The 23,651-nt window shown below is 43.5% G+C and carries 6 protein-coding genes and 1 CRISPR repeat array; of the genes, 2 read left to right on the top strand and 4 right to left on the bottom strand.

Annotated elements, in window-relative coordinates; genetic code table 11:
• Window positions 1–369: 369 nt before the first annotated feature.
• A complete protein-coding gene (locus QUA16_RS24130) occupies window positions 370–1,725 on the bottom strand; it encodes an O-antigen ligase family protein (RefSeq protein ID WP_333181378.1) in 1,356 nt (451 codons plus the stop codon).
• A gap of 34 nt (window positions 1,726–1,759) precedes the next feature.
• On the opposite strand from QUA16_RS24130, the gene QUA16_RS24125 reads away from it, so the two are divergent.
• Together QUA16_RS24125 and QUA16_RS24120 are read left to right on the top strand one after the other, a co-directional pair.
• Window positions 1,760–3,190 carry an SLBB domain-containing protein gene (locus QUA16_RS24125; RefSeq protein ID WP_333181377.1) on the top strand — a complete coding sequence of 477 codons (1,431 nt, stop codon included), beginning with the start codon at window positions 1,760–1,762 and terminating at the stop codon, window positions 3,188–3,190.
• A gap of 21 nt (window positions 3,191–3,211) precedes the next feature.
• Window positions 3,212–5,443: a polysaccharide biosynthesis tyrosine autokinase gene (locus tag QUA16_RS24120; protein WP_333181375.1), complete on the top strand. Its 2,232-nt coding sequence runs from the start codon at window positions 3,212–3,214 to the stop codon at window positions 5,441–5,443.
• Window positions 5,444–5,916: 473 nt separating this feature from the next.
• Here the strand turns inward: QUA16_RS24120 and QUA16_RS24115 are convergent, their stop codons facing one another.
• The 3 genes from QUA16_RS24115 to QUA16_RS24105 all read right to left on the bottom strand — a co-directional run bounded on the left by QUA16_RS24115 (window position 5,917) and on the right by QUA16_RS24105 (window position 23,370).
• Window positions 5,917–6,816: a S1 RNA-binding domain-containing protein gene (locus QUA16_RS24115; protein ID WP_333181373.1), complete on the bottom strand. Its 900-nt coding sequence runs from the start codon at window positions 6,814–6,816 to the stop codon at window positions 5,917–5,919.
• A 99-nt stretch (window positions 6,817–6,915) separates the two neighbouring features.
• Window positions 6,916–7,662, bottom strand: coding sequence for a dienelactone hydrolase family protein (locus QUA16_RS24110; protein WP_333181372.1), 747 nt, complete (start codon window positions 7,660–7,662; stop codon window positions 6,916–6,918).
• Between the two features lie 1,050 nt (window positions 7,663–8,712).
• Window positions 8,713–22,160: a CRISPR direct-repeat array (repeat unit 37 nt; unit sequence GCCGGAAAAAACCTAAAACCCTATCAGGGATTGAAAC).
• 7 nt (window positions 22,161–22,167) lie between these two features.
• Entirely contained in the window at window positions 22,168–23,370 is a 1,203-nt protein-coding gene (locus tag QUA16_RS24105) for a glycosyltransferase family 4 protein (RefSeq protein WP_333181370.1), read from the bottom strand.
• Window positions 23,371–23,651: the final 281 nt, after the last annotated feature.

Raw genomic sequence — 23,651 nt, 5'->3', positions numbered from 1 at the left:
CCCACAGCCTTCTACATATAGCGTTTGGTAGGGGCAATCCCCCGTGGTTGCCCCTCTTCATAGGATGGTTGCTTAAGTTCTGGTAAATTAAGTAATTGGACAGAATTAATTACACACTGATTTTTTGCTGATTCTTTACTAGACAAGGCTTGTAGCCCAAATTTTTGTGTAATTAATTGTGTCCTACTACTTAACCCTATTCAACGTCAAACCCGATGGGTATTAGAACCCAGACTTCTTTAAGAAGTCTGGGTTATGGGTGTTCGGTTTTTTTAGGTGTGTCTACTGAGTTATCATTGGAGTTTAGGCTAAAGGGTGCGATCGCACTCAAGCCTCCCGATTAATCAGCCTGACCCAATGCTGACATCATCAGTGTGGATTATCTTTAGCTGTCGTATCTAAGCTCAATTTTACCGATAAAACTACATACCAACACCAATAAGTACCAACCCCAAATAATCCCCCCTCTGTCAAATTAGTCATTAGCATAAATGTTAATAGATACAAAGGCAAAGCTGACTCGGGAAAACTTTCTTTAACTAGGTACTTTATACCTCTAAATATATTATTAATAAATGACAAAATCAACAACAACAATCCGCCCCAACCCAGTTGGCAAAGAATATCTATAAAACCATTGTGAGAGTGGGGTGGCACAAAACCAGTTTTAGCTACTATAATTCCGTAAGCTGGGTTTTCCAAGCCACGCCAAGGCTGCCAAAATCCTGCCACCCCATAACCAAATATGGGATTATTTTGATTAACTCGATCAATAATTAAAGGCCAAAAATCGGTTCGACCCGTTAAAGTCATATCTTTTCCCAAACCATCCACAACAATAGCCTCTAAATTATTTAACACCAAAATACTTATACCTATACTACCCACCAAAAATAAGATAAAGCAGACAAAAGCCCATTTTACAGGTAATTTTTTTAAGAGGGCTAAATAACTCCACAAACTGATTAATACCACTGTCAAAATCCGACTAGCACCACTACAACCTTTTTGCAATGCTACTAAAGCTATTAAAGTTATAAATAAGGATAAATAGCGATATTTACGGTCTTTAACAGCATATAAAATCCATAAGGAAGCTGTATTAGCCATTTGAAAAGAAAAAGGGTTTTTATGGCCTAAAACTCCCGACCAACAACCGTCGAGACCTGGATTTGGTTTCACAACTACCCATAAGGCCAATAAACCACTTAGCCATCTCAATAATCCATAAATGTCCACCCAACTATACTGTTTCCCTACATAAATAGAAACCAGTGTTACTCCCCAAATAGCCAAACTAGCCCGGAAAGAAATTTCAGGAGTTTGTGACCACAACCCTGATAAAGTCATCAGCAACAAAAAAACACATAAAAAAGGGTCTCCTGAAATTTCTTTAATGGCTACATAAACTAACTTTTTGGTAGTTTTAGTTAAGCGGGGAAATATCATTAATATCATGGCCCCATAAATGGCTATTTGACCAATCATCGTTGGGGGTGTAGTTTCTAAGTTGGAGAAAACGTTAGGATGGAGTTTGGTAAAGGGCATCGCCATGATCCCCGAACCACCAGTGATGGTAAAAAAAAGTATCCCCACAAAAATCTTTTCTAAGGTGGCAGCAAATTTGGGATGGCGTGCGACTAAAATATAAATAGTCACACAGACGATAAGCGTTAAACACAATAGCATCAACCCAAACATCGGTACCCTTAAAATCTCTTTCATGGCTTTACCTCTATCATCAAATTTGTTACTACCTATGAAATGGCTTACCCTTCCTGCCTTACAAGTGCCACTGCTGGCGCTGGTACTCACTCTCTCCTACCCTCAAACCAACTTCGCTCAGTCCCCAGCCCCCACAATAAGCATTAATACTGACTACTATCTAGGTGGTGGAGACAATATTAGAATTGATATCTACGATCTGCCCCAGCTTAGTGGGGTGTATCAAATTCCCGCTGGGGGAGCTATTCAAATCCCGGTTATTGGTAGTGTTTCCCTTCAAGGATTAACTTTAGACCAGGCAGCCCAAGTTATCACTAGAGCTTATGGCCGGGTCGTAAAAAGACCTTTAGTTACCATCAGCTTACAAGCTGCCCGCCCGCTCAATATTTGGTTGTCGGGTGAAATAAGTCGTCCCGGCTCCTACTCATTGCCCCTAGCTAATGGAGGTGGAAATACACCATCAGTTCAGTTTCCCACGATCCCTCAAGCTTTAGAAAAAGCTGGCGGTATTCGAGCTAGCGCTGATATCCGCCGAGTAATTGTCCGACGTCGTGTCAAGGCTAACCAACAAATAACTCTCACTTATAACCTGTGGGATTATTTACAAACTGGTCAAACAAGCCAAGACATCACGTTGCGAGATGGAGATCAAATCTTGGTTCCCCCTCAAGAAACAATTAATTTAGCAGAAACAAATCAAGTTAGTGAATCTACTTTTTCTATACCAGCAGAGCAACCCCGTAGTGTCTCAGTATTCGGAGAGGTAAAGCGTCCCGGTAGATATGTAGCGATCGGTGGTGATACCCAAAATGGTCAAAGAACCAGCGGACAACCGACCATCATTCGAGCTCTACAACTAGCTGGTGGCATCACATCAATCGCTGATATTCGGCAAATCCAACTCCAACGTTATACTAGAAATGGCAAACAACAAATCCGCACTATTAACCTTTGGCAATATTTGCAAGAACAAGATACCTCTCAAGATACTATTCTACAAGAAGGGGATATCATCTTTGTCCCGACAGCGACGGCGATCGACCCGGGAGAAGTTTCGGTTCTAGCTACTGCTAGCTTTGCACCGGGGACTGTGCAAGTGAGTGTTATCGGAGAAGTCAATACTCCGGGTGGGCTTAAATTACCTCCTAATACTACCTTAAATCAAGCAATTATGACTGCGGGGGGTTTCAGACTAACTCGTGCTAACTCTAGATCCGTGGAACTGATCAGGCTGAATCCTAATGGCACTGTATCGCGATCGGAAGTAGCAATTAATTTGAATCAAGGAATCGATGCTCAAACCAACCCACTGATTCAAGATAATGACATAATTATAGTGGGACGTTCGAGGACTGCTACCTTGGTAGACACCATTAACACTGTTCTCACACCCGCTGGTAGTATTATTGGTGGAATTCTCGTTCCTACCAGACTCATCGAGCTACTCAGACTATTGGGAAATTAGGAATTAAATAACATTTTTGCTATGGATAAAAAACTGTTGTCTTCCCTAAAAAATGACCTTAATGGTCAATATTTGTCTGTTCCCTCCGCTAATTACCTAGCTAGTACCCCAGCAGAGGATGACCAAGTTCTTGATATGAATTGGGTACTAGCTGTCGTCAAACGTCGCCTTCTGGTGATGGGCATAGTAGCTGCCAGCATAGCTACTTTAAGCGGTAGTTTCGTGCTCATGGCTGCCAAAAAATCTATTAACGAGTATGAAGGAAAATTTACAGTTTTAGCAGAACCCATTACGGCTGACGATCGGCTATCAAAGCTCTTGGTTCAAGCTCAAAATAATAGTTTAGGTATCACAGACTTGAACAAAATTAAATCATCAGCGGAAGACGGTTCCTCGGTGGATTATCAAAGTTTAACGCGGGTTTTAAAAAGCCCAGAAGTTTTACTACCCTTAGTTAATAACTTGCAGAAGAAATATCCAAAGTTTGACTATAAAAATCTCAACAAGCGATTGACAATCGAACGTGTTACTTTCTTGAAAGATGGGAAGCAGGGGGCTACTAAACTCCTAAATATTAGCTACCGCGATCGAGATCCCAAGCGCATCCAATATGTGCTGGATGAAACTGCAAAATATTACCTAGAATATATGGGCAAACAGCGTTTAAAAGTTAGCCAAAAAAGTATGGATTTTATCGATCGCCAAATGCCACCACTCCAGCAGAAAGTTGATAATTTGCAACAAGAATTACAAATGTTAAGAGTTCAGTATAACTTTAATCAACCAGAACTACGCAGCCGCAGCCTATCAGATCAGCTAGATAATTTAACTAATCGTCGCCTAGAAGTGCAAGGACAACTGGCAGAAAGTAGGCTTCAATATGAAAGCTACAAAAAAAGATATTTAACGGGCGATAATCGTTGGATTGTGGAGATTAGGCCCAAGTCTTATGAAAGTTTAATGGGCAGAGTAAATGAAATAGAGTCGCAATTAGCTTTAAGCTCTACTCAATTTTATGAAAATAGCCTTCCCATTCAATCTTTGCGGGAAAAGCAGCAAAGTTTGCGCGATTTAATGCAAAAAGAAGCTGAGTCTGTCCTCTTTCAGATGAAATCACAACTAGAACAGTTGGAAGCTCGCGAGCGATTGATAACTAAGAGCCAAAATTTACTGCAAGCAAAAATCACTCAACTGCCCCAAGCTCAACGTCGCTATGATGACATACAATTAAAACTAGAACTAGCTAAAGATACTCTAAAACTGTTCCTAGAAAAACAAAAAACTTTACAACTAGATGCTGGTCAAATTGATAGCTCTTGGCAAATTATATCTAAACCACAGTTAGTCACAAACGAAAATGGTGATCTCAACCCAGTAACAGAAAAACAAACCCGTCGCCACCTAGCAATCGCGATCGTTATTAGCACTTTACTAGGCATTGCTGTAGGTTTCCTAGTAGAAGTTTTAAATACTGTTTTCCATACTCCAGAAGAAATTAAATCAGCAACTAAACGCCCTCTTTTAGGAGTCATTCCGATCGCCAAAGCGATGAAAATTAAATCTCGTAGAGGTGAAAGTGTTCCACCTAAATTCACTAGCGTAAGTTCAAATACTAACAGTGCAAGCTTAAAACGAATAATAGTTTCAAATTACAAAGATTTTCCTGTGGTCGAGGCATTTCACTACTTATACACAAATATTCAATTATTAAATGCTGACAACCCAATAAGTTCTTTAACCATCACTTCGACCATTAAAGGTGAGGGTAAGTCCACTGTAGCACTTTATTTAGCTAAAACTGCTTCGGCTGTTGGTAAACGAGTATTATTAGTGGATGCTAATATGCGTTTGCCTCAACTGCACACATACCTTGGCTTATCAAATATCAAAGGTTTAAGTAATGTTTTAAGTTCTGATTTAAGCTTAAATGAGGCTATTCAGCGATTACCCGACGATGACAATCTTTTTGTCCTCACAGCAGGTACTATTCCCGCAGATCCAATTAAATTACTTTCTTCGAGAAAGATGCACTATTTAATGGAACAATTCCTAGCCTTATTTGATTTAGTCATTTACGATACGCCGGCTTTGATTGGTTTAGCAGACGGTCATTTACTAGCTTCTCAAACTGATGGTACAGTGCTGATAGTAAAAATAGAAAAAACCGATCGCGGCATGGTAAGCAAAGCTTTAGATCAACTAAATGTGGCCGATTTTAAAGTATTAGGAGTAGTAGCTAATGGGGTTAAATAAGGAACGTTAAAAGGGAGTTATAGCCTTTCGAGGTCTCATATGAGGTACTCATGGCCTCCGTGGCCTCCGTGGGCAGAGAGCATAGCCCTCCGTGGCCTCCGTGGGCATACCTCACCACGCTTGAGAACCGCTATAGATAGTCAAAGGAAGAAGTAAGACAATTTTGGATTTTGGATTTTTAGTTGGCGATAAGTATTAACTTACTGGATAGGGGTTTGGAGTTAGCCTATATAGCAATCCTTGGAGGAGTCGTAAATTTTTTACCCCACCCCAACCCTCAGAGCGGGTTCGGGGAGGGAGTAAGAAATTCACAAATGATGGGAGGATTGCTATAGTGGGATTTTTTTGGGAAACTGGTATAAGAAGTCGATGTAGAATGCAAAATAAGTAAATCAACTTAATTAAACGTAAAACGATCGCACTTTTACCACCCCCACTTCTTAAAGAAGTCGGGGTGGTAATTATATCAAGACTTAAGAAAGAGTCTTTCTAGCACGTTCCGATCGCTCTTCTGCGGTATCCATAACATCCGCCATTTTATCCACCATTTCCCCTGGGTAATTTTCCAGTACCCGAGTAGAAAGTGAAATTCGGCCACGACTTTCATCGAGGTCAACTACGATCGCTTTCAGGGGTTGACCGGGTGCAAACACCTTTCCAAGGTTATCAATATATTTTTGGCTAACTTGCTTGATGTGCAGCAAACCGCTAACTCCTTCCAAGTCCACAAACACCCCAAAAGGCTTGATGCTGCTGACTTTTCCTTCCACCAACTGACCAATTTGCAAGTCCTTGAAAGCATTCGATTGAGTGGCCATCCGCTGGGAAAGTACGAGTTTTTCCCGTTCGCGATCGACCTCCAAAAAATTAACGCTCAAAGATTGACCGATCAGCGATTCTAGGTTATCGCGATCGACTAAGTGCGATCGGGGAATAAAGCCGCGCATTCCCTGAACATCTACCGTCACGCCGCCCTTATTAGCCCCAGAAACCCGCACCTGAAGAACTTTACCGGTTTCCTGCAATTCAACTAAATCTTCCCAAGCTTGCTGAATTTGTAACTGCCGCAGAGACAAAGTAACTTGGCCATCTGCATCTTGTTCGCGGATAATCAAAAAGTCCCGTTCCTCGTCCAGCGGAACCACTTCCGACAAATCCGTTACTGTTCTCAAAGCAGCCTCTTCGATCGGCAAAAAAGCCGAAGACTTGCCGCCGATATCAACATACGCGCCGTTTGAGTCGTACTCGAACACTTTGCCGCGCACTACTTGTCCCTTCTGGAACTCATAATTGTGCTGTTCGAGGGCTTTAGCAAAATCATCCATTGAAAAGGATGGTTTTGCGCTTTGAGAACCTGTAGATTTGGAATTCATGTCAGTTTAGTTGTCAGTTGTCAGTAATTTAGTTGGCAGTCGTCAGTAGAAAAAATTTTCCCACTCTCCCCATCTCCCTATCTCCCCATCTCCCAATCTCTAGGCTGGTTGAAGTTGCTGATGAAATAGCTGCTTCACCTGCATCCACGAGTCGGCTGCTGCCGTAGCGTCGTAACTGCCGCGGTGGTCGCAGAAGAAGCCGTGATCGGCATTGTAGCGGAAAATTTGGTGAGAAATACTGTGTTTTTGCAATTCGGCGGCGATTTGGTCAACTTGTTCTAAGGGAATGCTGGGGTCTTGAGTGCCAAAAAAGGCGTAGAGAGTGCCTTTAATGTCTGCTGTGCGGGCGATCGTGGGGGTTCCGCCGCCGGGAGTTAGTGTGGCGATACCGGCGCCGTAGAACGACGCTGTAGCCTTGATTTCGGGCAATGTAGCGGCAAGGTAGGCGACGTGCCCTCCAAAGCAGAAACCGATGCAGCCAAAACCTTGTTGTTTGACAGAGGGTAGAGTTTTGAGGTAATCGATGGTGGCTTGGATATCGCCCAGAAGTTCCGAAGCGGTGGTTTTTTCTTTGTATTCTCTGCCGATTTGGATGGCTTCGGGTGTGTAGCCAGTTTCAAAGCCGGGGGCTTGACGCTGGTAAATGGCTGGGGCGATCGCCACATATCCTTCTTTTGCTATTCTTTCAGTAACTTCGCGGATGTGTGAGTTGACGCCAAAGATTTCTTGAATCACGATAACTGCGGGAAATTGCCCTGGGGAGGCTGGTTGGGCTAGGTATGCAGCTATTTGCAAATCCCCGTTAGAAACTGTGATGTTTTTGGTGCTAATTTCGGCTTTTGTCATAGGTTGTTTTAAGGTAAATGCCACTCTACTGATTTTAAGTTAATTTGGGGGATTTTGTATGCAATTTGCCAATAACATTTTTCGGAAGCGCGAAGCACAAATACCGCAAATATGGCAGGTTAAACTTCGCTACTTATTGAATGTTTAGGTTTCGCTGAATAAGTTAGGGCAAATCACTCCTAGCAATTAATTTGGGATTCAATTTAGGTAAAATATAAGTTGTGGTCTGGGATTTTCTAAAGCATAGATTTTGATAATTCTACGACTTGGCAGCTTTTATCTGGCTCTTTTGTGAGATTTTAGAGATAAGTGTCTAAGCCGTTAGCTGTTGAATATAAGCTAATTTTTTTTGATAGATCGGAGTTGTTTTTTAATCGCTTTGCTTTCTGGTTGGCGGAATCGTTTGAGGAGATTGATTCCGGCTAGGACTCAAGTCTAAGTTACGATCGCCATGCCGAACAAAGTCATGCAACCAGTTGAGGAGATTGATTCCGGCTAGGACTCAAGTCTAAGTTACGATCGCCATGCCGAACAAAGTCATCCAACCAGTTGAGGAGATTGATTCCGGCTAGGACTCAAGTCTAAGTTACGATCGCCACGCCGAACAAAGTCATGCAACCAGTTGAGGAGATTGATTCCGGCTAGGACTCAAGTCTAAGTTACGATCGCCACGCCGAAGAAAGTCATCCAACCCAAGGAAGACAGTATTTGGTTTTTTCCGCTGTGCGTTTGCTGTCAGGGTAAGATCGAAGGTATTGGTGGCGTAGATCCCGTTGATCGCACAATATTTTTTGCCTAGTTTCCGTGAACCGGTAGGTGTTAAAATAGGGGTATCAAATTTTTCGCCTCAAACTCATATGCAGCAAGAGTTTGATGCCCCTCCTCTGAAAAAACGATTCACGGAAAGTCTGAAAGCTTTACAGGATAAGGTTTTGGAGTGAATAGGAAATTTTTGGTATTGACAACCCGAAGGCTGGAATGGTACTTTTGTTTGAGATTCACGGAACTGCACCTTGAAAACCAAATACACCCTGGCTTCTGGAACGGGCCGCCGGAAAAAACCTAAAACCCTATCAGGGATTGAAACATTGCTGTGTACACGGTGAAGGACAAAACGGATCAATTCAGCCGGAAAAAACCTAAAACCCTATCAGGGATTGAAACCAATAACCGACATCACTATCCGCTTTTACGATAACGCCGGAAAAAACCTAAAACCCTATCAGGGATTGAAACAAAAATAGTTCAAGACCGAATTAAAGCTGTACTAGAAGCCGGAAAAAACCTAAAACCCTATCAGGGATTGAAACGCTGTGACGGCTAGTGCGGCTGCAAATAAAATAACAGATGACCGGAAAAAACCTAAAACCCTATCAGGGATTGAAACGAGCTTCCCACGATTCGTAGGCGGCATATCCCTGCCGGAAAAAACCTAAAACCCTATCAGGGATTGAAACTTTTCTGTGCCGATCGCAGGTTTGTACCCAATACGGCCGGAAAAAACCTAAAACCCTATCAGGGATTGAAACGATATTGTTGCTGTTGCTGGATGCCCCCTCCCGAAAGCCGGAAAAAACCTAAAACCCTATCAGGGATTGAAACTTCAAGCTTGCGATCGAGACACCAGTAGATTTCCTCAAGCCGGAAAAAACCTAAAACCCTATCAGGGATTGAAACGTGGCAGTCTGTGTTACTTTCATGAGTAGATCCTGCCGGAAAAAACCTAAAACCCTATCAGGGATTGAAACAAAAAGTAGCCGGCGAGGTTCATAAACACTACATCGCCGGAAAAAACCTAAAACCCTATCAGGGATTGAAACGATTGAAAAATTTGCAAATCCATTTACTACATCAAGCCGGAAAAAACCTAAAACCCTATCAGGGATTGAAACCATCATTTATTGGCAAAACCAACCAGCTAAAAACCCAAATAACGCCGGAAAAAACCTAAAACCCTATCAGGGATTGAAACCCTTATCCGATAGTCACTTACAAGCAAGCTCTTCTATGCCGGAAAAAACCTAAAACCCTATCAGGGATTGAAACTCCCTGTTTGAGAATGGTTGCCTTTGCGTCTGCCGCCGGAAAAAACCTAAAACCCTATCAGGGATTGAAACCTTCTTGATTTGGCCCCATAGTTAAAGCGCGTTTTGCCGGAAAAAACCTAAAACCCTATCAGGGATTGAAACAATTTGAACCCGACTTCTGCGGTACTCAGCAGCCACCCAGAAGCGAGCCGGAAAAAACCTAAAACCCTATCAGGGATTGAAACAATTTGAACCTCCGCACCCCACGCATCCCAGCCCAGCCGGAAAAAACCTAAAACCCTATCAGGGATTGAAACTTGGACGCTTTTAGAGCTACTTTCGGAGCAACCGCGCGGGCCGGAAAAAACCTAAAACCCTATCAGGGATTGAAACTAAAAAGTCGGTCGGTATCATACCGTTGAAATCGAGCCGGAAAAAACCTAAAACCCTATCAGGGATTGAAACTTTGAAAGATTTAAAAGCTGTGCCGCAAAACGGGCCGGAAAAAACCTAAAACCCTATCAGGGATTGAAACAGCCTGACTGCTATTCGTAAGCTGACTAACATAGTCTTTTAGCCGGAAAAAACCTAAAACCCTATCAGGGATTGAAACGGATCGCTGGCTACTATACGCCGGAAGAATTAAAGCCGGAAAAAACCTAAAACCCTATCAGGGATTGAAACCTGCTCAATATCCCCGGAATCCTTGAGGTCGGACATCAGGCCGGAAAAAACCTAAAACCCTATCAGGGATTGAAACTACAGCGGCGCCTAATCCTAAAGCGCTACCTAAAGCCGGCCGGAAAAAACCTAAAACCCTATCAGGGATTGAAACTTGATGAAGCTAAACTCTATAAATCAGCTCTGCGCCGGAAAAAACCTAAAACCCTATCAGGGATTGAAACTAAGGTGAAAGTAACTCCTGACCAATTATATAATAAGTGCCGGAAAAAACCTAAAACCCTATCAGGGATTGAAACTGATTTGTGCCAGCCAAAAACGCGATCACCTTCGCCGGAAAAAACCTAAAACCCTATCAGGGATTGAAACTTCAAACCGATTCTCGAGGTACTTTCAGCTTTAATTACACTCAAGCCGGAAAAAACCTAAAACCCTATCAGGGATTGAAACCCAACGCTTCTAGTTCTTCCTTCAACTCCCGGTACGCCGGAAAAAACCTAAAACCCTATCAGGGATTGAAACACACTGCTGCGGAGGTGGATGCGGTGAAAAGTGCGAGCCGGAAAAAACCTAAAACCCTATCAGGGATTGAAACGCGGCGATACCTGAGCCTCCACCAGCACCCAGGTACCGCGCATCACGCCGGAAAAAACCTAAAACCCTATCAGGGATTGAAACCTTCGAGCTTACGGCGACAGCACAGATCACACCGCCAATACGCCGGAAAAAACCTAAAACCCTATCAGGGATTGAAACCTTCTATAAAAGCTTCTCTATTTGAGTTATATCCTGCGAGCCGGAAAAAACCTAAAACCCTATCAGGGATTGAAACACCCACGGTTACAGACACTGAGTTACAGATTGAGGCCGAGCCGGAAAAAACCTAAAACCCTATCAGGGATTGAAACTCTCTGCCCCACCTATCACAATAGTCGATGAGTCAGAGCCGGAAAAAACCTAAAACCCTATCAGGGATTGAAACTTGCGATCGGCTAAGCAGGATGGAATTTCTCAGGGCCGGAAAAAACCTAAAACCCTATCAGGGATTGAAACCCGTCAGCCTGCCATTGTCCGCTCATTTCCTTTCCTCCGCCGGAAAAAACCTAAAACCCTATCAGGGATTGAAACAATACCTTTATCTTGGCAAGAGCGGTACACATCCCAAGCCGGAAAAAACCTAAAACCCTATCAGGGATTGAAACGCAATAGCGTACAGTGTCAATTTCTTCGGCGATGCCGGAAAAAACCTAAAACCCTATCAGGGATTGAAACAGCTTCCCGTTGTAGGCCTGCGAATACTGGCTCCAACTAGCGCCGGAAAAAACCTAAAACCCTATCAGGGATTGAAACAGGGATACCAAGATTGTCTCAAGCTTTAGTCCCAAGCCGGAAAAAACCTAAAACCCTATCAGGGATTGAAACTTACCCCCAAGTCTCGCAGCAACGAGCAAATTTCAGCCGGAAAAAACCTAAAACCCTATCAGGGATTGAAACGATTGGCAGCGCTAACGCCGGAAACCCGTCCTACTCGGCCGGAAAAAACCTAAAACCCTATCAGGGATTGAAACTGACATGGTTGGGGGAGTAAAAATTGGCAGCCAACCTGCCGGAAAAAACCTAAAACCCTATCAGGGATTGAAACAAAAAGCCCCGCCCCCATTGCTTAAGGAACTGCGGTCAATGCCGGAAAAAACCTAAAACCCTATCAGGGATTGAAACCTTAACTTCGAGCCAATATCGACGTGTCCGGCTGCTGCCATGCCGGAAAAAACCTAAAACCCTATCAGGGATTGAAACTCTAACGGCTACCGAGGTAAACCAAACCCACAACACGCCGGAAAAAACCTAAAACCCTATCAGGGATTGAAACGAAATGGCAAACTTTCAAGCGCCAGCAAGAAAAATCACAGCCGGAAAAAACCTAAAACCCTATCAGGGATTGAAACAAACACCCATACCGGGATACTAACTGCACTTTCTGCCGGAAAAAACCTAAAACCCTATCAGGGATTGAAACATGATCAGTGCATTTTCCCAAGCATAAGGATCGGCCGGAAAAAACCTAAAACCCTATCAGGGATTGAAACTCGGCAGGGATGGAAATTGAGGGTTTAATTAGAGAGCCGGAAAAAACCTAAAACCCTATCAGGGATTGAAACACCCATTCTTCACCAGGTCGCCACTCTCTTAAGGTAGCCGGAAAAAACCTAAAACCCTATCAGGGATTGAAACCTAAAATGAACTGACAGAATAAAGGCTTAACGGGAAATTGTGCCGGAAAAAACCTAAAACCCTATCAGGGATTGAAACTTACTGGATTCGGGCTGCTATTCTGTAGGCGTTGTTTAGCCGGAAAAAACCTAAAACCCTATCAGGGATTGAAACTCTAAAATCTGCGAAACTGTTTGAGTAGTCATGATGTAAAGCCGGAAAAAACCTAAAACCCTATCAGGGATTGAAACAATATTGGCTTCTGTCAGAGTCAAGCCATCTTCTTTGAGCCGGAAAAAACCTAAAACCCTATCAGGGATTGAAACCACTGGTATCCTTGAGAGTAATCTTCTCCAAGGTAGAGCCGGGCCGGAAAAAACCTAAAACCCTATCAGGGATTGAAACTTTATTCTAGCTTTTAAAACTCTCAACTTTTATCTGTGCCGGAAAAAACCTAAAACCCTATCAGGGATTGAAACTTGATGGATAGTCAGCAGCGTACCAAATCCAATTCAGCCGGAAAAAACCTAAAACCCTATCAGGGATTGAAACAGCCGCCAAGTTCGCGCCCGGTGCAGTTGCCTTGAGCCGGAAAAAACCTAAAACCCTATCAGGGATTGAAACCTGTAGGTGTGCTGTGGGGGTTGTGTCGCTTCCGCCGGAAAAAACCTAAAACCCTATCAGGGATTGAAACAGAACTTTAACCTAATTGGGCTAGGTAATTACTACAGCCGGAAAAAACCTAAAACCCTATCAGGGATTGAAACTTTATAAATAATATTTCTTTATTTAGATTGTCTTCTAGCCGGAAAAAACCTAAAACCCTATCAGGGATTGAAACTGCAAATCGAACTAGAAACCGCTCAACAAATCCAAGGCCGGAAAAAACCTAAAACCCTATCAGGGATTGAAACTTTCTAATCCATCCTTACCGTCATTAACTTCGATTTTGGCCGGAAAAAACCTAAAACCCTATCAGGGATTGAAACTATCAATCAATCCTTTAGATGGTGTGGCTATTTTTTCTAGCCGGAAAAAACCTAAAACCCTATCAGGGATTGAAACTTGGCAACCACTCCCAGACAGACTACTGAAGCCGCAGCCGGAAAAAACCTAAAACCCTATCAGGGATTGAAACCGATTTGTCGCTGCAACCGCTGGCGACTTCTGATTTTGAGGGCCGGAAAAAACCTAAAACCCTATCAGGGATTGAAACACTTTACTGATGATTTCAAACAAACCATGTGGTGGGTTGAGCCGGAAAAAACCTAAAACCCTATCAGGGATTGAAACTCTGTGCTGCTAAGCGTCGTTCGCTCAATACTTGCGCCGGAAAAAACCTAAAACCCTATCAGGGATTGAAACCTTCGCACTTACTACATTTAAAATAGCTGCGTGAATGCCGGAAAAAACCTAAAACCCTATCAGGGATTGAAACGTAAGTGATAGCAAAAGTGATAGCAAGTGATAGCAAGTGATAGCCGGAAAAAACCTAAAACCCTATCAGGGATTGAAACGGAAAGGTGAAATTGAAAGAATTTTGGCTGCTCTAGCCGGAAAAAACCTAAAACCCTATCAGGGATTGAAACAGACATATGATACATCTCTCAATCGAAGACAAACTTGAGCCGGAAAAAACCTAAAACCCTATCAGGGATTGAAACGCCATCGGACATACTTTCAGCCATCATTTCGTACATCGCCGGAAAAAACCTAAAACCCTATCAGGGATTGAAACCAACTTATGAGCGAGTGGTTTTGTTTGCTCAACGGCCGGAAAAAACCTAAAACCCTATCAGGGATTGAAACAGGGGATGATGTGCTGCTGTTCTTCGTTATCCTGAGGCCGGAAAAAACCTAAAACCCTATCAGGGATTGAAACTAATAATAGATGATGAAAAAAAATCATTTGTATTAGAGCAGCGCCGGAAAAAACCTAAAACCCTATCAGGGATTGAAACGGAATTTTCTCTATTTCTGGCACGTTGTACAAGCCGGAAAAAACCTAAAACCCTATCAGGGATTGAAACGAATCTCTTAAAGTTGGTTCTGATTATTGGTTTGCATATAGCCGGAAAAAACCTAAAACCCTATCAGGGATTGAAACCCATCTCCGAACCGAACTCGCCATTTAGTTTGCGGATTTTAGCCGGAAAAAACCTAAAACCCTATCAGGGATTGAAACATAACTATTAATTCTCAAGCTAAACTACCAACTGAGCCGGAAAAAACCTAAAACCCTATCAGGGATTGAAACGATTCAGGTTGCGGACTGACTGCCTGAGCAGTTTTAGGCCGGAAAAAACCTAAAACCCTATCAGGGATTGAAACGGTATTTTGTACGACTTTGGATCTAGCGCTGTATCGCCGGAAAAAACCTAAAACCCTATCAGGGATTGAAACCCATTGCTCCGCCCATTCGGGTCTAAGCGGCCAAGCCGGAAAAAACCTAAAACCCTATCAGGGATTGAAACGTTGAACGGCAAGGCAGTCGCGCCAACAATTCCAAGCCGGAAAAAACCTAAAACCCTATCAGGGATTGAAACAATTTCGCAAACCTAATCCCGGCATGCTTTTGCTGGCGCCGGAAAAAACCTAAAACCCTATCAGGGATTGAAACTATATCTCTTAACCCTATAGTCCCTTGGACGGAGTCTAGCCGGAAAAAACCTAAAACCCTATCAGGGATTGAAACTTACCTGGTATGATCTTGACTGACAAGGCAGAGGTCTGCAAAAGCCGGAAAAAACCTAAAACCCTATCAGGGATTGAAACTTGTAGACAATGTATACAGTCAGACGAGCCAACTAAGCCGGAAAAAACCTAAAACCCTATCAGGGATTGAAACCGCTCAAACGTACTCCCCGTATAGCCTTTAGCCGCCGGAAAAAACCTAAAACCCTATCAGGGATTGAAACCAGGAGCCATAATTTTTGTTATTTCAATGCCTTTGCCGGAAAAAACCTAAAACCCTATCAGGGATTGAAACGACAAAAAAGTCTATGTGGTCAACGGACACAACAGCCGGAAAAAACCTAAAACCCTATCAGGGATTGAAACGAGAAAGCTAAATGGCCCGGACAGAGCGGGGAAGGTTCTAGCCGGAAAAAACCTAAAACCCTATCAGGGATTGAAACTACTTTTTCCTCTGAAGGTGCTGCAAAACTACGGAGGCCGGAAAAAACCTAAAACCCTATCAGGGATTGAAACGCTACAAACCCGACTTGGAAGCAAGATATTAGCGCCGGAAAAAACCTAAAACCCTATCAGGGATTGAAACTCACTTATCTGTTACTTGCCCAAACAAATTCAAGTGCCGGAAAAAACCTAAAACCCTATCAGGGATTGAAACCCCAAAATAGCATTGTCAACCGCGTCGATCGTCGGGCCGGAAAAAACCTAAAACCCTATCAGGGATTGAAACCCCTTCCCGTAAGGGTTTGAGAGGTTTCCGGCATCTTGCCGGAAAAAACCTAAAACCCTATCAGGGATTGAAACTTCGCTTCTGCTAATCCCAAGTCGATCGAGCTACGCAAAGCCGGAAAAAACCTAAAACCCTATCAGGGATTGAAACCGGAGCTTGACCGCAAACTTATAGTCAAACGGGCGGGCCGGAAAAAACCTAAAACCCTATCAGGGATTGAAACATGGGTGACGAATAACCACCTCCCGTTGGGCTTTAAAGCCGGAAAAAACCTAAAACCCTATCAGGGATTGAAACAACTTCATCAAGAAACTGCATTGATTGTTCAATTTGTGCCGGAAAAAACCTAAAACCCTATCAGGGATTGAAACGTAAAATTCCTTGAATCAAAAATTTCTGGATAGTAGAGCCGGAAAAAACCTAAAACCCTATCAGGGATTGAAACCGATCGCAAGTAGCAATAAAGGCTTTTTAGGCGGGCTTTTCGAGCCGGAAAAAACCTAAAACCCTATCAGGGATTGAAACTACACACAGGCCAGACAGGCAGGGTAGCTATGTGGGCCGGAAAAAACCTAAAACCCTATCAGGGATTGAAACTCAGAGATAGATTTAATTCCTGCTTCTTCTGGTTTAGGCCGGAAAAAACCTAAAACCCTATCAGGGATTGAAACTATTCTGTGTCACTTTCAATCTCCGCACCCCACGCCGGAAAAAACCTAAAACCCTATCAGGGATTGAAACTGTCGTCGATTCCCTTTTCCACCTTCTCGCACAAGGGGAGGCCGGAAAAAACCTAAAACCCTATCAGGGATTGAAACTCATTAAGCTTATTCCAATACCAGCCGGATTTGCCGGAAAAAACCTAAAACCCTATCAGGGATTGAAACTTTACCTACCACGGCACGCGCCTCGCAAGCTCGGCACGCCGGAAAAAACCTAAAACCCTATCAGGGATTGAAACGAGACATCTAAATCCGAATACGCCAAACTTTTAGAGCCGGAAAAAACCTAAAACCCTATCAGGGATTGAAACAGCAGGTGCTGCTACTGGTTGCTTAAAGCCGTTGCTTGCCGGAAAAAACCTAAAACCCTATCAGGGATTGAAACCAAAAATGCGACAACGAACCGCCAGAACCCGCTCCCGCCGGAAAAAACCTAAAACCCTATCAGGGATTGAAACGCCAGTGACTACGGCAAGCTCACAGGTCGTTGTGCCGGAAAAAACCTAAAACCCTATCAGGGATTGAAACTGGTAGCTCAGCATTTCTTGGAATTCCCGATCAACAGCCGGAAAAAACCTAAAACCCTATCAGGGATTGAAACCAAAGAGTACGATTTGCGAACTTGCCATTTATCGCCGGAAAAAACCTAAAACCCTATCAGGGATTGAAACTTAAGTTCCTTCATTTGTGTTTCCAGTTGAATAACGCCGGAAAAAACCTAAAACCCTATCAGGGATTGAAACCTATTCAGCCGTACCGCAGATTGGCGATTTGGTGCCGGAAAAAACCTAAAACCCTATCAGGGATTGAAACCTTGCCAAGGATTTGATTAAATACAGATGCTCTGCCGGAAAAAACCTAAAACCCTATCAGGGATTGAAACGAAAGGTCTGCCCACGAAGAGTAAATTGGGGGCGCCGGAAAAAACCTAAAACCCTATCAGGGATTGAAACAAGCTACCTATCAACTATTAGCAGATGAATTTAGCCGGAAAAAACCTAAAACCCTATCAGGGATTGAAACTCGGGATGGTACAGTTCTGGCCACCACACCAGAGGCCGGAAAAAACCTAAAACCCTATCAGGGATTGAAACACAAAATTCCATTAGAGTAGATAGGATCACTACTATCAGCCGGAAAAAACCTAAAACCCTATCAGGGATTGAAACGTAATACTTCAATACTTCCAGAGGATGTGCGATCGCCGGAAAAAACCTAAAACCCTATCAGGGATTGAAACTATGTGTAATGCAGAGTATGTATGTGTTAGGGGGAGCCGGAAAAAACCTAAAACCCTATCAGGGATTGAAACAGCCCAGTATCAGTGAGGCCCAAAACTTTCGATCGAGCCGGAAAAAACCTAAAACCCTATCAGGGATTGAAACTCAAGGTAGCGATCCGTACCGAATTCTCGACAGAGCCGGAAAAAACCTAAAACCCTATCAGGGATTGAAACACCGCAGGCAAGTCTTATCTTAATTTCTTGAAGGCCGGAAAAAACCTAAAACCCTATCAGGGATTGAAACTTTTGGCGAGAGACAACGTTTTTAGCGTGTTTAGCCGGAAAAAACCTAAAACCCTATCAGGGATTGAAACGTGAGTCATGGTTTGTCGCAACAGATGTTGCAACGCCGGAAAAAACCTAAAACCCTATCAGGGATTGAAACGCAGAACTTCAATCGCAACTAGCAAAAAAGCCTGCGGAAAAAACCTAAAACCCTATCAGGGATTGAAACTACAGCGGCACCCAACCCTAAAGCGCTACCCAATCCCGCCGGAAAAAACCTAAAACCCTATCAGGGATTGAAACTCTCAATCACCAATTTAAATCGATCTAATTGAGTTCGCCGGAAAAAACCTAAAACCCTATCAGGGATTGAAACGGAGATTGCACACAATATAATTATCAAACTAGCGCTCGCCGGAAAAAACCTAAAACCCTATCAGGGATTGAAACAAATCTTAGAAATTATCAACCAATGAAAATCTCCCAAGCCGGAAAAAACCTAAAACCCTATCAGGGATTGAAACTATGCCAAGTGAATTTGAGGTGTGGTTCAGGGAGCCGGAAAAAACCTAAAACCTTATCAGGGATTGAAACACATAACAATATATTGCCTAAAAGTTGATAATCCGCCGGAAAAAACCTAAAACCCTATCAGGGATTGAAACATGGAGGTGATTGATGAAAATTAGATTTTCGAGCCGGAAAAAACCTAAAACCCTATCAGGGATTGAAACGCTTTTGCTTCGTGTTGCTGATCGGCGTTGGCTCTTGAGCCGGAAAAAACCTAAAACCCTATCAGGGATTGAAACACGAGTGTCAAGACACAGATATTTTGCAACTGAATAGCCGGAAAAAACCTAAAACCCTATCAGGGATTGAAACCGCAAAATGCGAATGGAAGCTTATTTCGTGACTTCTATACACTTGGGCCGGAAAAAACCTAAAACCCTATCAGGGATTGAAACGAGGCAAAAATACTATGACACAACGCGGCGGCGCTTCCGCCGGAAAAAACCTAAAACCCTATCAGGGATTGAAACTCGAGCAAACCGTATCCTGTATAGGCTCGCACCCCCAGCCGGAAAAAACCTAAAACCCTATCAGGGATTGAAACTTTCGATAACTCCATTGTGGCGACTCCTATTTATTAAGCCGGAAAAAACCTAAAACCCTATCAGGGATTGAAACTTTTCCTCTGCCAATTTGCGGGCAATATTTCCCGCACCAATGCCGGAAAAAACCTAAAACCCTATCAGGGATTGAAACTGTGCGGGGCGGTTGCTTGTGCTGTAAGTGCTGGAAAGCCGGAAAAAACCTAAAACCCTATCAGGGATTGAAACGCGGCTTAACTGATTCTCCTCTTGTTCGAGTAAGCCGGAAAAAACCTAAAACCCTATCAGGGATTGAAACAATCAGAATCCCGCCGAGGATAGCTTCTTCGGCTTCGAGCCGGAAAAAACCTAAAACCCTATCAGGGATTGAAACTCGAATGGCAGACAAAACTCGAATGCTGGCGCTACACCGAAGCCGGAAAAAACCTAAAACCCTATCAGGGATTGAAACTTAGCAGGGAACAACCCCCCCCCTAACATTCACACTCCCGCCGGAAAAAACCTAAAACCCTATCAGGGATTGAAACCACAAAGAACACCGCAAATATGAGGGTGTGGTTGGCCGGAAAAAACCTAAAACCCTATCAGGGATTGAAACTGGCAATAAGTAAATCTCGCACCGGGGGAGCTGGGATACATAAGCCGGAAAAAACCTAAAACCCTATCAGGGATTGAAACGTCGGTGTTAGCCTTGAACAACTTTCGACTGCTCAACGCCGGAAAAAACCTAAAACCCTATCAGGGATTGAAACTACCCCACTCATCACGAGTGCAGATACCGTTACAATAAGCCGGAAAAAACCTAAAACCCTATCAGGGATTGAAACATTTTCCTCTTCAAGTATCTCCCAGAGAACTATCAGCCGGAAAAAACCTAAAACCCTATCAGGGATTGAAACTTTCTAATTCAGGCTTGATATTTTCTTTCTCACGGCGGAAAAAACCTAAAACCCTATCAGGGATTGAAACTTTTCAGTTTTGTTAAATCCATCAACACTTCCCGTGCCGGAAAAAACCTAAAACCCTATCAGGGATTGAAACATTCATCAACAGTTCATCGGAATTCCTCAACACGCCGGAAAAAACCTAAAACCCTATCAGGGATTGAAACTGAATTTGACCAAAAAACAGGCTATAGAGTTGATCCAAAGCCGGAAAAAACCTAAAACCCTATCAGGGATTGAAACTTTATTGTTTCGGCTGCGATACTGGCGGCGGGCCCTGCCGGAAAAAACCTAAAACCCTATCAGGGATTGAAACGCCGCCGCTCTACTTCCGCCATTGACTGAGCAACTTGAGCCGGAAAAAACCTAAAACCCTATCAGGGATTGAAACGTGGAACTGAAGAGTGACCCGGCCCATAACCTTGCCGGAAAAAACCTAAAACCCTATCAGGGATTGAAACACGGACGATCGGGGCGGGCGCTTCCACCGCTTGCGCCGGAAAAAACCTAAAACCCTATCAGGGATTGAAACATGTGCCTATAAGATACCAGCCCATCTGCCGCCAGTTCAGCCGGAAAAAACCTAAAACCCTATCAGGGATTGAAACAGTAGCCGAACTTCCTCCTAATTTTGCAGATAGCCGGAAAAAACCTAAAACCCTATCAGGGATTGAAACCTGATAGTGGGAGGCTCTGTTGCCGGTTTCGTTGGTGGGCCGGAAAAAACCTAAAACCCTATCAGGGATTGAAACATATCGGTGGCTCTAGTAAGTGGCGAACCACTGACGCCGGAAAAAACCTAAAACCCTATCAGGGATTGAAACTTGCCGCTAGTTTTTCGATGGGTGCCGCTAGCCCAGGGGGAAGGAGCCGGAAAAAACCTAAAACCCTATCAGGGATTGAAACCCAATAAATGGAAGCATTCCAAAACAAAAGTAGTGAGCCGGAAAAAACCTAAAACCCTATCAGGGATTGAAACTTCTATAACCGTACCAGTAATTCCCACTCTTGGCCGGAAAAAACCTAAAACCCTATCAGGGATTGAAACTTCTGTTGCTATGCTTCCCATAGAATTATTAGGAGGATAATGAGCCGGAAAAAACCTAAAACCCTATCAGGGATTGAAACTTTTCTTGTCCAAGGGTGCCGGTGTGCAGCTTCCTTAGCCGGAAAAAACCTAAAACCCTATCAGGGATTGAAACTTGGATTCTTTGATGACAACTGGATTATTGATATGGCCGGAAAAAACCTAAAACCCTATCAGGGATTGAAACGCAGTTGTTGAAAGCGCAACTGATACAATTCCGGTTCGCCGGAAAAAACCTAAAACCCTATCAGGGATTGAAACCTTCGCCTCGATACGCATAGGGAGTTGAGCCTTCTCCAGCCGGAAAAAACCTAAAACCCTATCAGGGATTGAAACAAGTGGCAAGCACATTAATTCAAATGGTTAACGTGCCGGAAAAAACCTAAAACCCTATCAGGGATTGAAACAATTAATTGAATCTTTGGGCGCTTTAATTTTTCGCGCCGGAAAAAACCTAAAACCCTATCAGGGATTGAAACCCATTCAATGCAAGTCGCAGGCGGTTCGGTAGTGGCGGCCGGAAAAAACCTAAAACCCTATCAGGGATTGAAACGAAAGCTTTAGCTAAGGCGAACCCTAATCACCCTTTGAGCCGGAAAAAACCTAAAACCCTATCAGGGATTGAAACTTCAAAGGTGCGATCGAGAGCAAGTTTAACTCGGAGACGATCGCGCCGGAAAAAACCTAAAACCCTATCAGGGATTGAAACGATGAAGTTGTGGAAATTTTGAATAGGAGGTAATTGTGCCGGAAAAAACCTAAAACCCTATCAGGGATTGAAACGCCCAAACTACAAAATTATTGGCTCAAAAATAGACTTGTCCTCTCTCTTTCTATCTCCTCCCATAACCTCAAGCAATCGATCGACTACACGCCTCCAAGTAAAATTTTCCGCCACAAAAGCCGGGCCCGCAACCCTCGCTTTCGCAGCCAATCCAGGCTGTTCGATCGCCCCTTGCATCAAATCAGTCAAATGTTCCCACTCAGGAGCTAAGATAAATAACGTTTCCCCCTCCCTCGCCACAGCCCTAAATTTACTTTCAATCCGCAGTGCAAAGTCCGATCGCGTAAAATCATCTGTAGGGCCGCCCGCCGTGCAAATAACCGGCAAACCACAAGCGGCAGCTTCCAACACCGGCAGATTAAAACCTTCTGCCAAATAGGGAGAAACATAAACATCTGCTGCTTGGTAAAACTCTGCTATTTGAGCAAAAGATAGCTGGCTACCAGTATAAATTAATCTTGGTAAAACCCTCGCTCTTTCCGCATCGTTGAGCACAACTCGGCAGGCTTGGGCAATCTCGTCTCTCGACGGATAAAGCAGTTCTGAACCTTTTAAAACTAATCTCGCATCGGGATATTTGTCAACTACCGCAGCGAAGGCTTTTAATAAAGGGCGAATGCCTTTGCGATCCGTTTGTCCTCCGATATTTAAAAATATAAAATAGTTTGACCACCCGAAACTTTCGCGCAGTGATTGACGCCGATCGCCCGCAGCAGGATAATAAATCTTAGGATCGACTCCCAAAGGTACAACGGCAATGCGATCGGCCTCAACACCGCTGCGAATTAAGCCGGCTTTTGACCAGGCTGAAGGTGTAATAATTTTCGTTTCTGAATTAACCGGGGTTTGGGCGATCGACTTAACACCCATCGCCTGTAATACTGAACTGGTAACAATCCCCCATTCTGTGGCGGCAAATACCCAAGTTTGAGCGCTGCTGGATGCCGAGAAGTCCCACGGGCAGTACATTCGCAGGGTAACATCGGCTGACTGATTTACCGCCGGACTCTTAATGCTGCGAAGTAATGTTTCATTTGGGCGATCGAACAAACTAATTTTTGTCTCCCAAGCTGCGTCAATGTAGGGCATATCGCGGTGGAAAAGCTCAATTTGTCCTCGCGGGCGAGCGAGCATTTCCAGCAGTTGAAATTGATTGGCTACGCAATAGGAATGATAAATAAAACGCCAGCCTTCAACAAGAATCTGCAATTCAAAACTCCCGCTTTTGGAATTAAAAATTCACCTAATAATCAGAAACTGGTAATTAGTATTTAGCCAGCAAAAATTACCAATTACCAATTACCAATTACCAGAAAGAATAGGTTTACAGCCAGAACCCCGATCAGGAGAAATTAAAAGAAGACTGTTCATTACTCCAATCCTCTTCCTTCCAGGTAGATGTCGGTATCCCAGGTCAACTGTCAACTGTCAACTGTCAACTGTCAACTGTCAACTGTCAACTGTCAACTGTCAACTGTCAACTGTCAACT

Origin of the sequence: Microcoleus sp. S13_C3 (assembly GCF_036700905.1) — a bacterium.
Classification (GTDB): domain Bacteria; phylum Cyanobacteriota; class Cyanobacteriia; order Cyanobacteriales; family Microcoleaceae; genus Microcoleus.
This window is presented reverse-complemented; position numbering and strand designations above follow the sequence as displayed.

Bases quoted from the DNA above. Each gene is read 5' to 3' on its own strand.
- QUA16_RS24130 (WP_333181378.1), bottom strand. From the start codon at position 1,725: ATGAAAGAGATTTTAAGGGTACCGATGTTTGGGTTGATGCTATTGTGT.
- QUA16_RS24125 (WP_333181377.1), top strand. From the start codon at position 1,760: ATGAAATGGCTTACCCTTCCTGCCTTACAAGTGCCACTGCTGGCGCTG.
- QUA16_RS24120 (WP_333181375.1), top strand. From the start codon at position 3,212: ATGGATAAAAAACTGTTGTCTTCCCTAAAAAATGACCTTAATGGTCAA.
- QUA16_RS24115 (WP_333181373.1), bottom strand. From the start codon at position 6,816: ATGAATTCCAAATCTACAGGTTCTCAAAGCGCAAAACCATCCTTTTCA.
- QUA16_RS24110 (WP_333181372.1), bottom strand. From the start codon at position 7,662: ATGACAAAAGCCGAAATTAGCACCAAAAACATCACAGTTTCTAACGGG.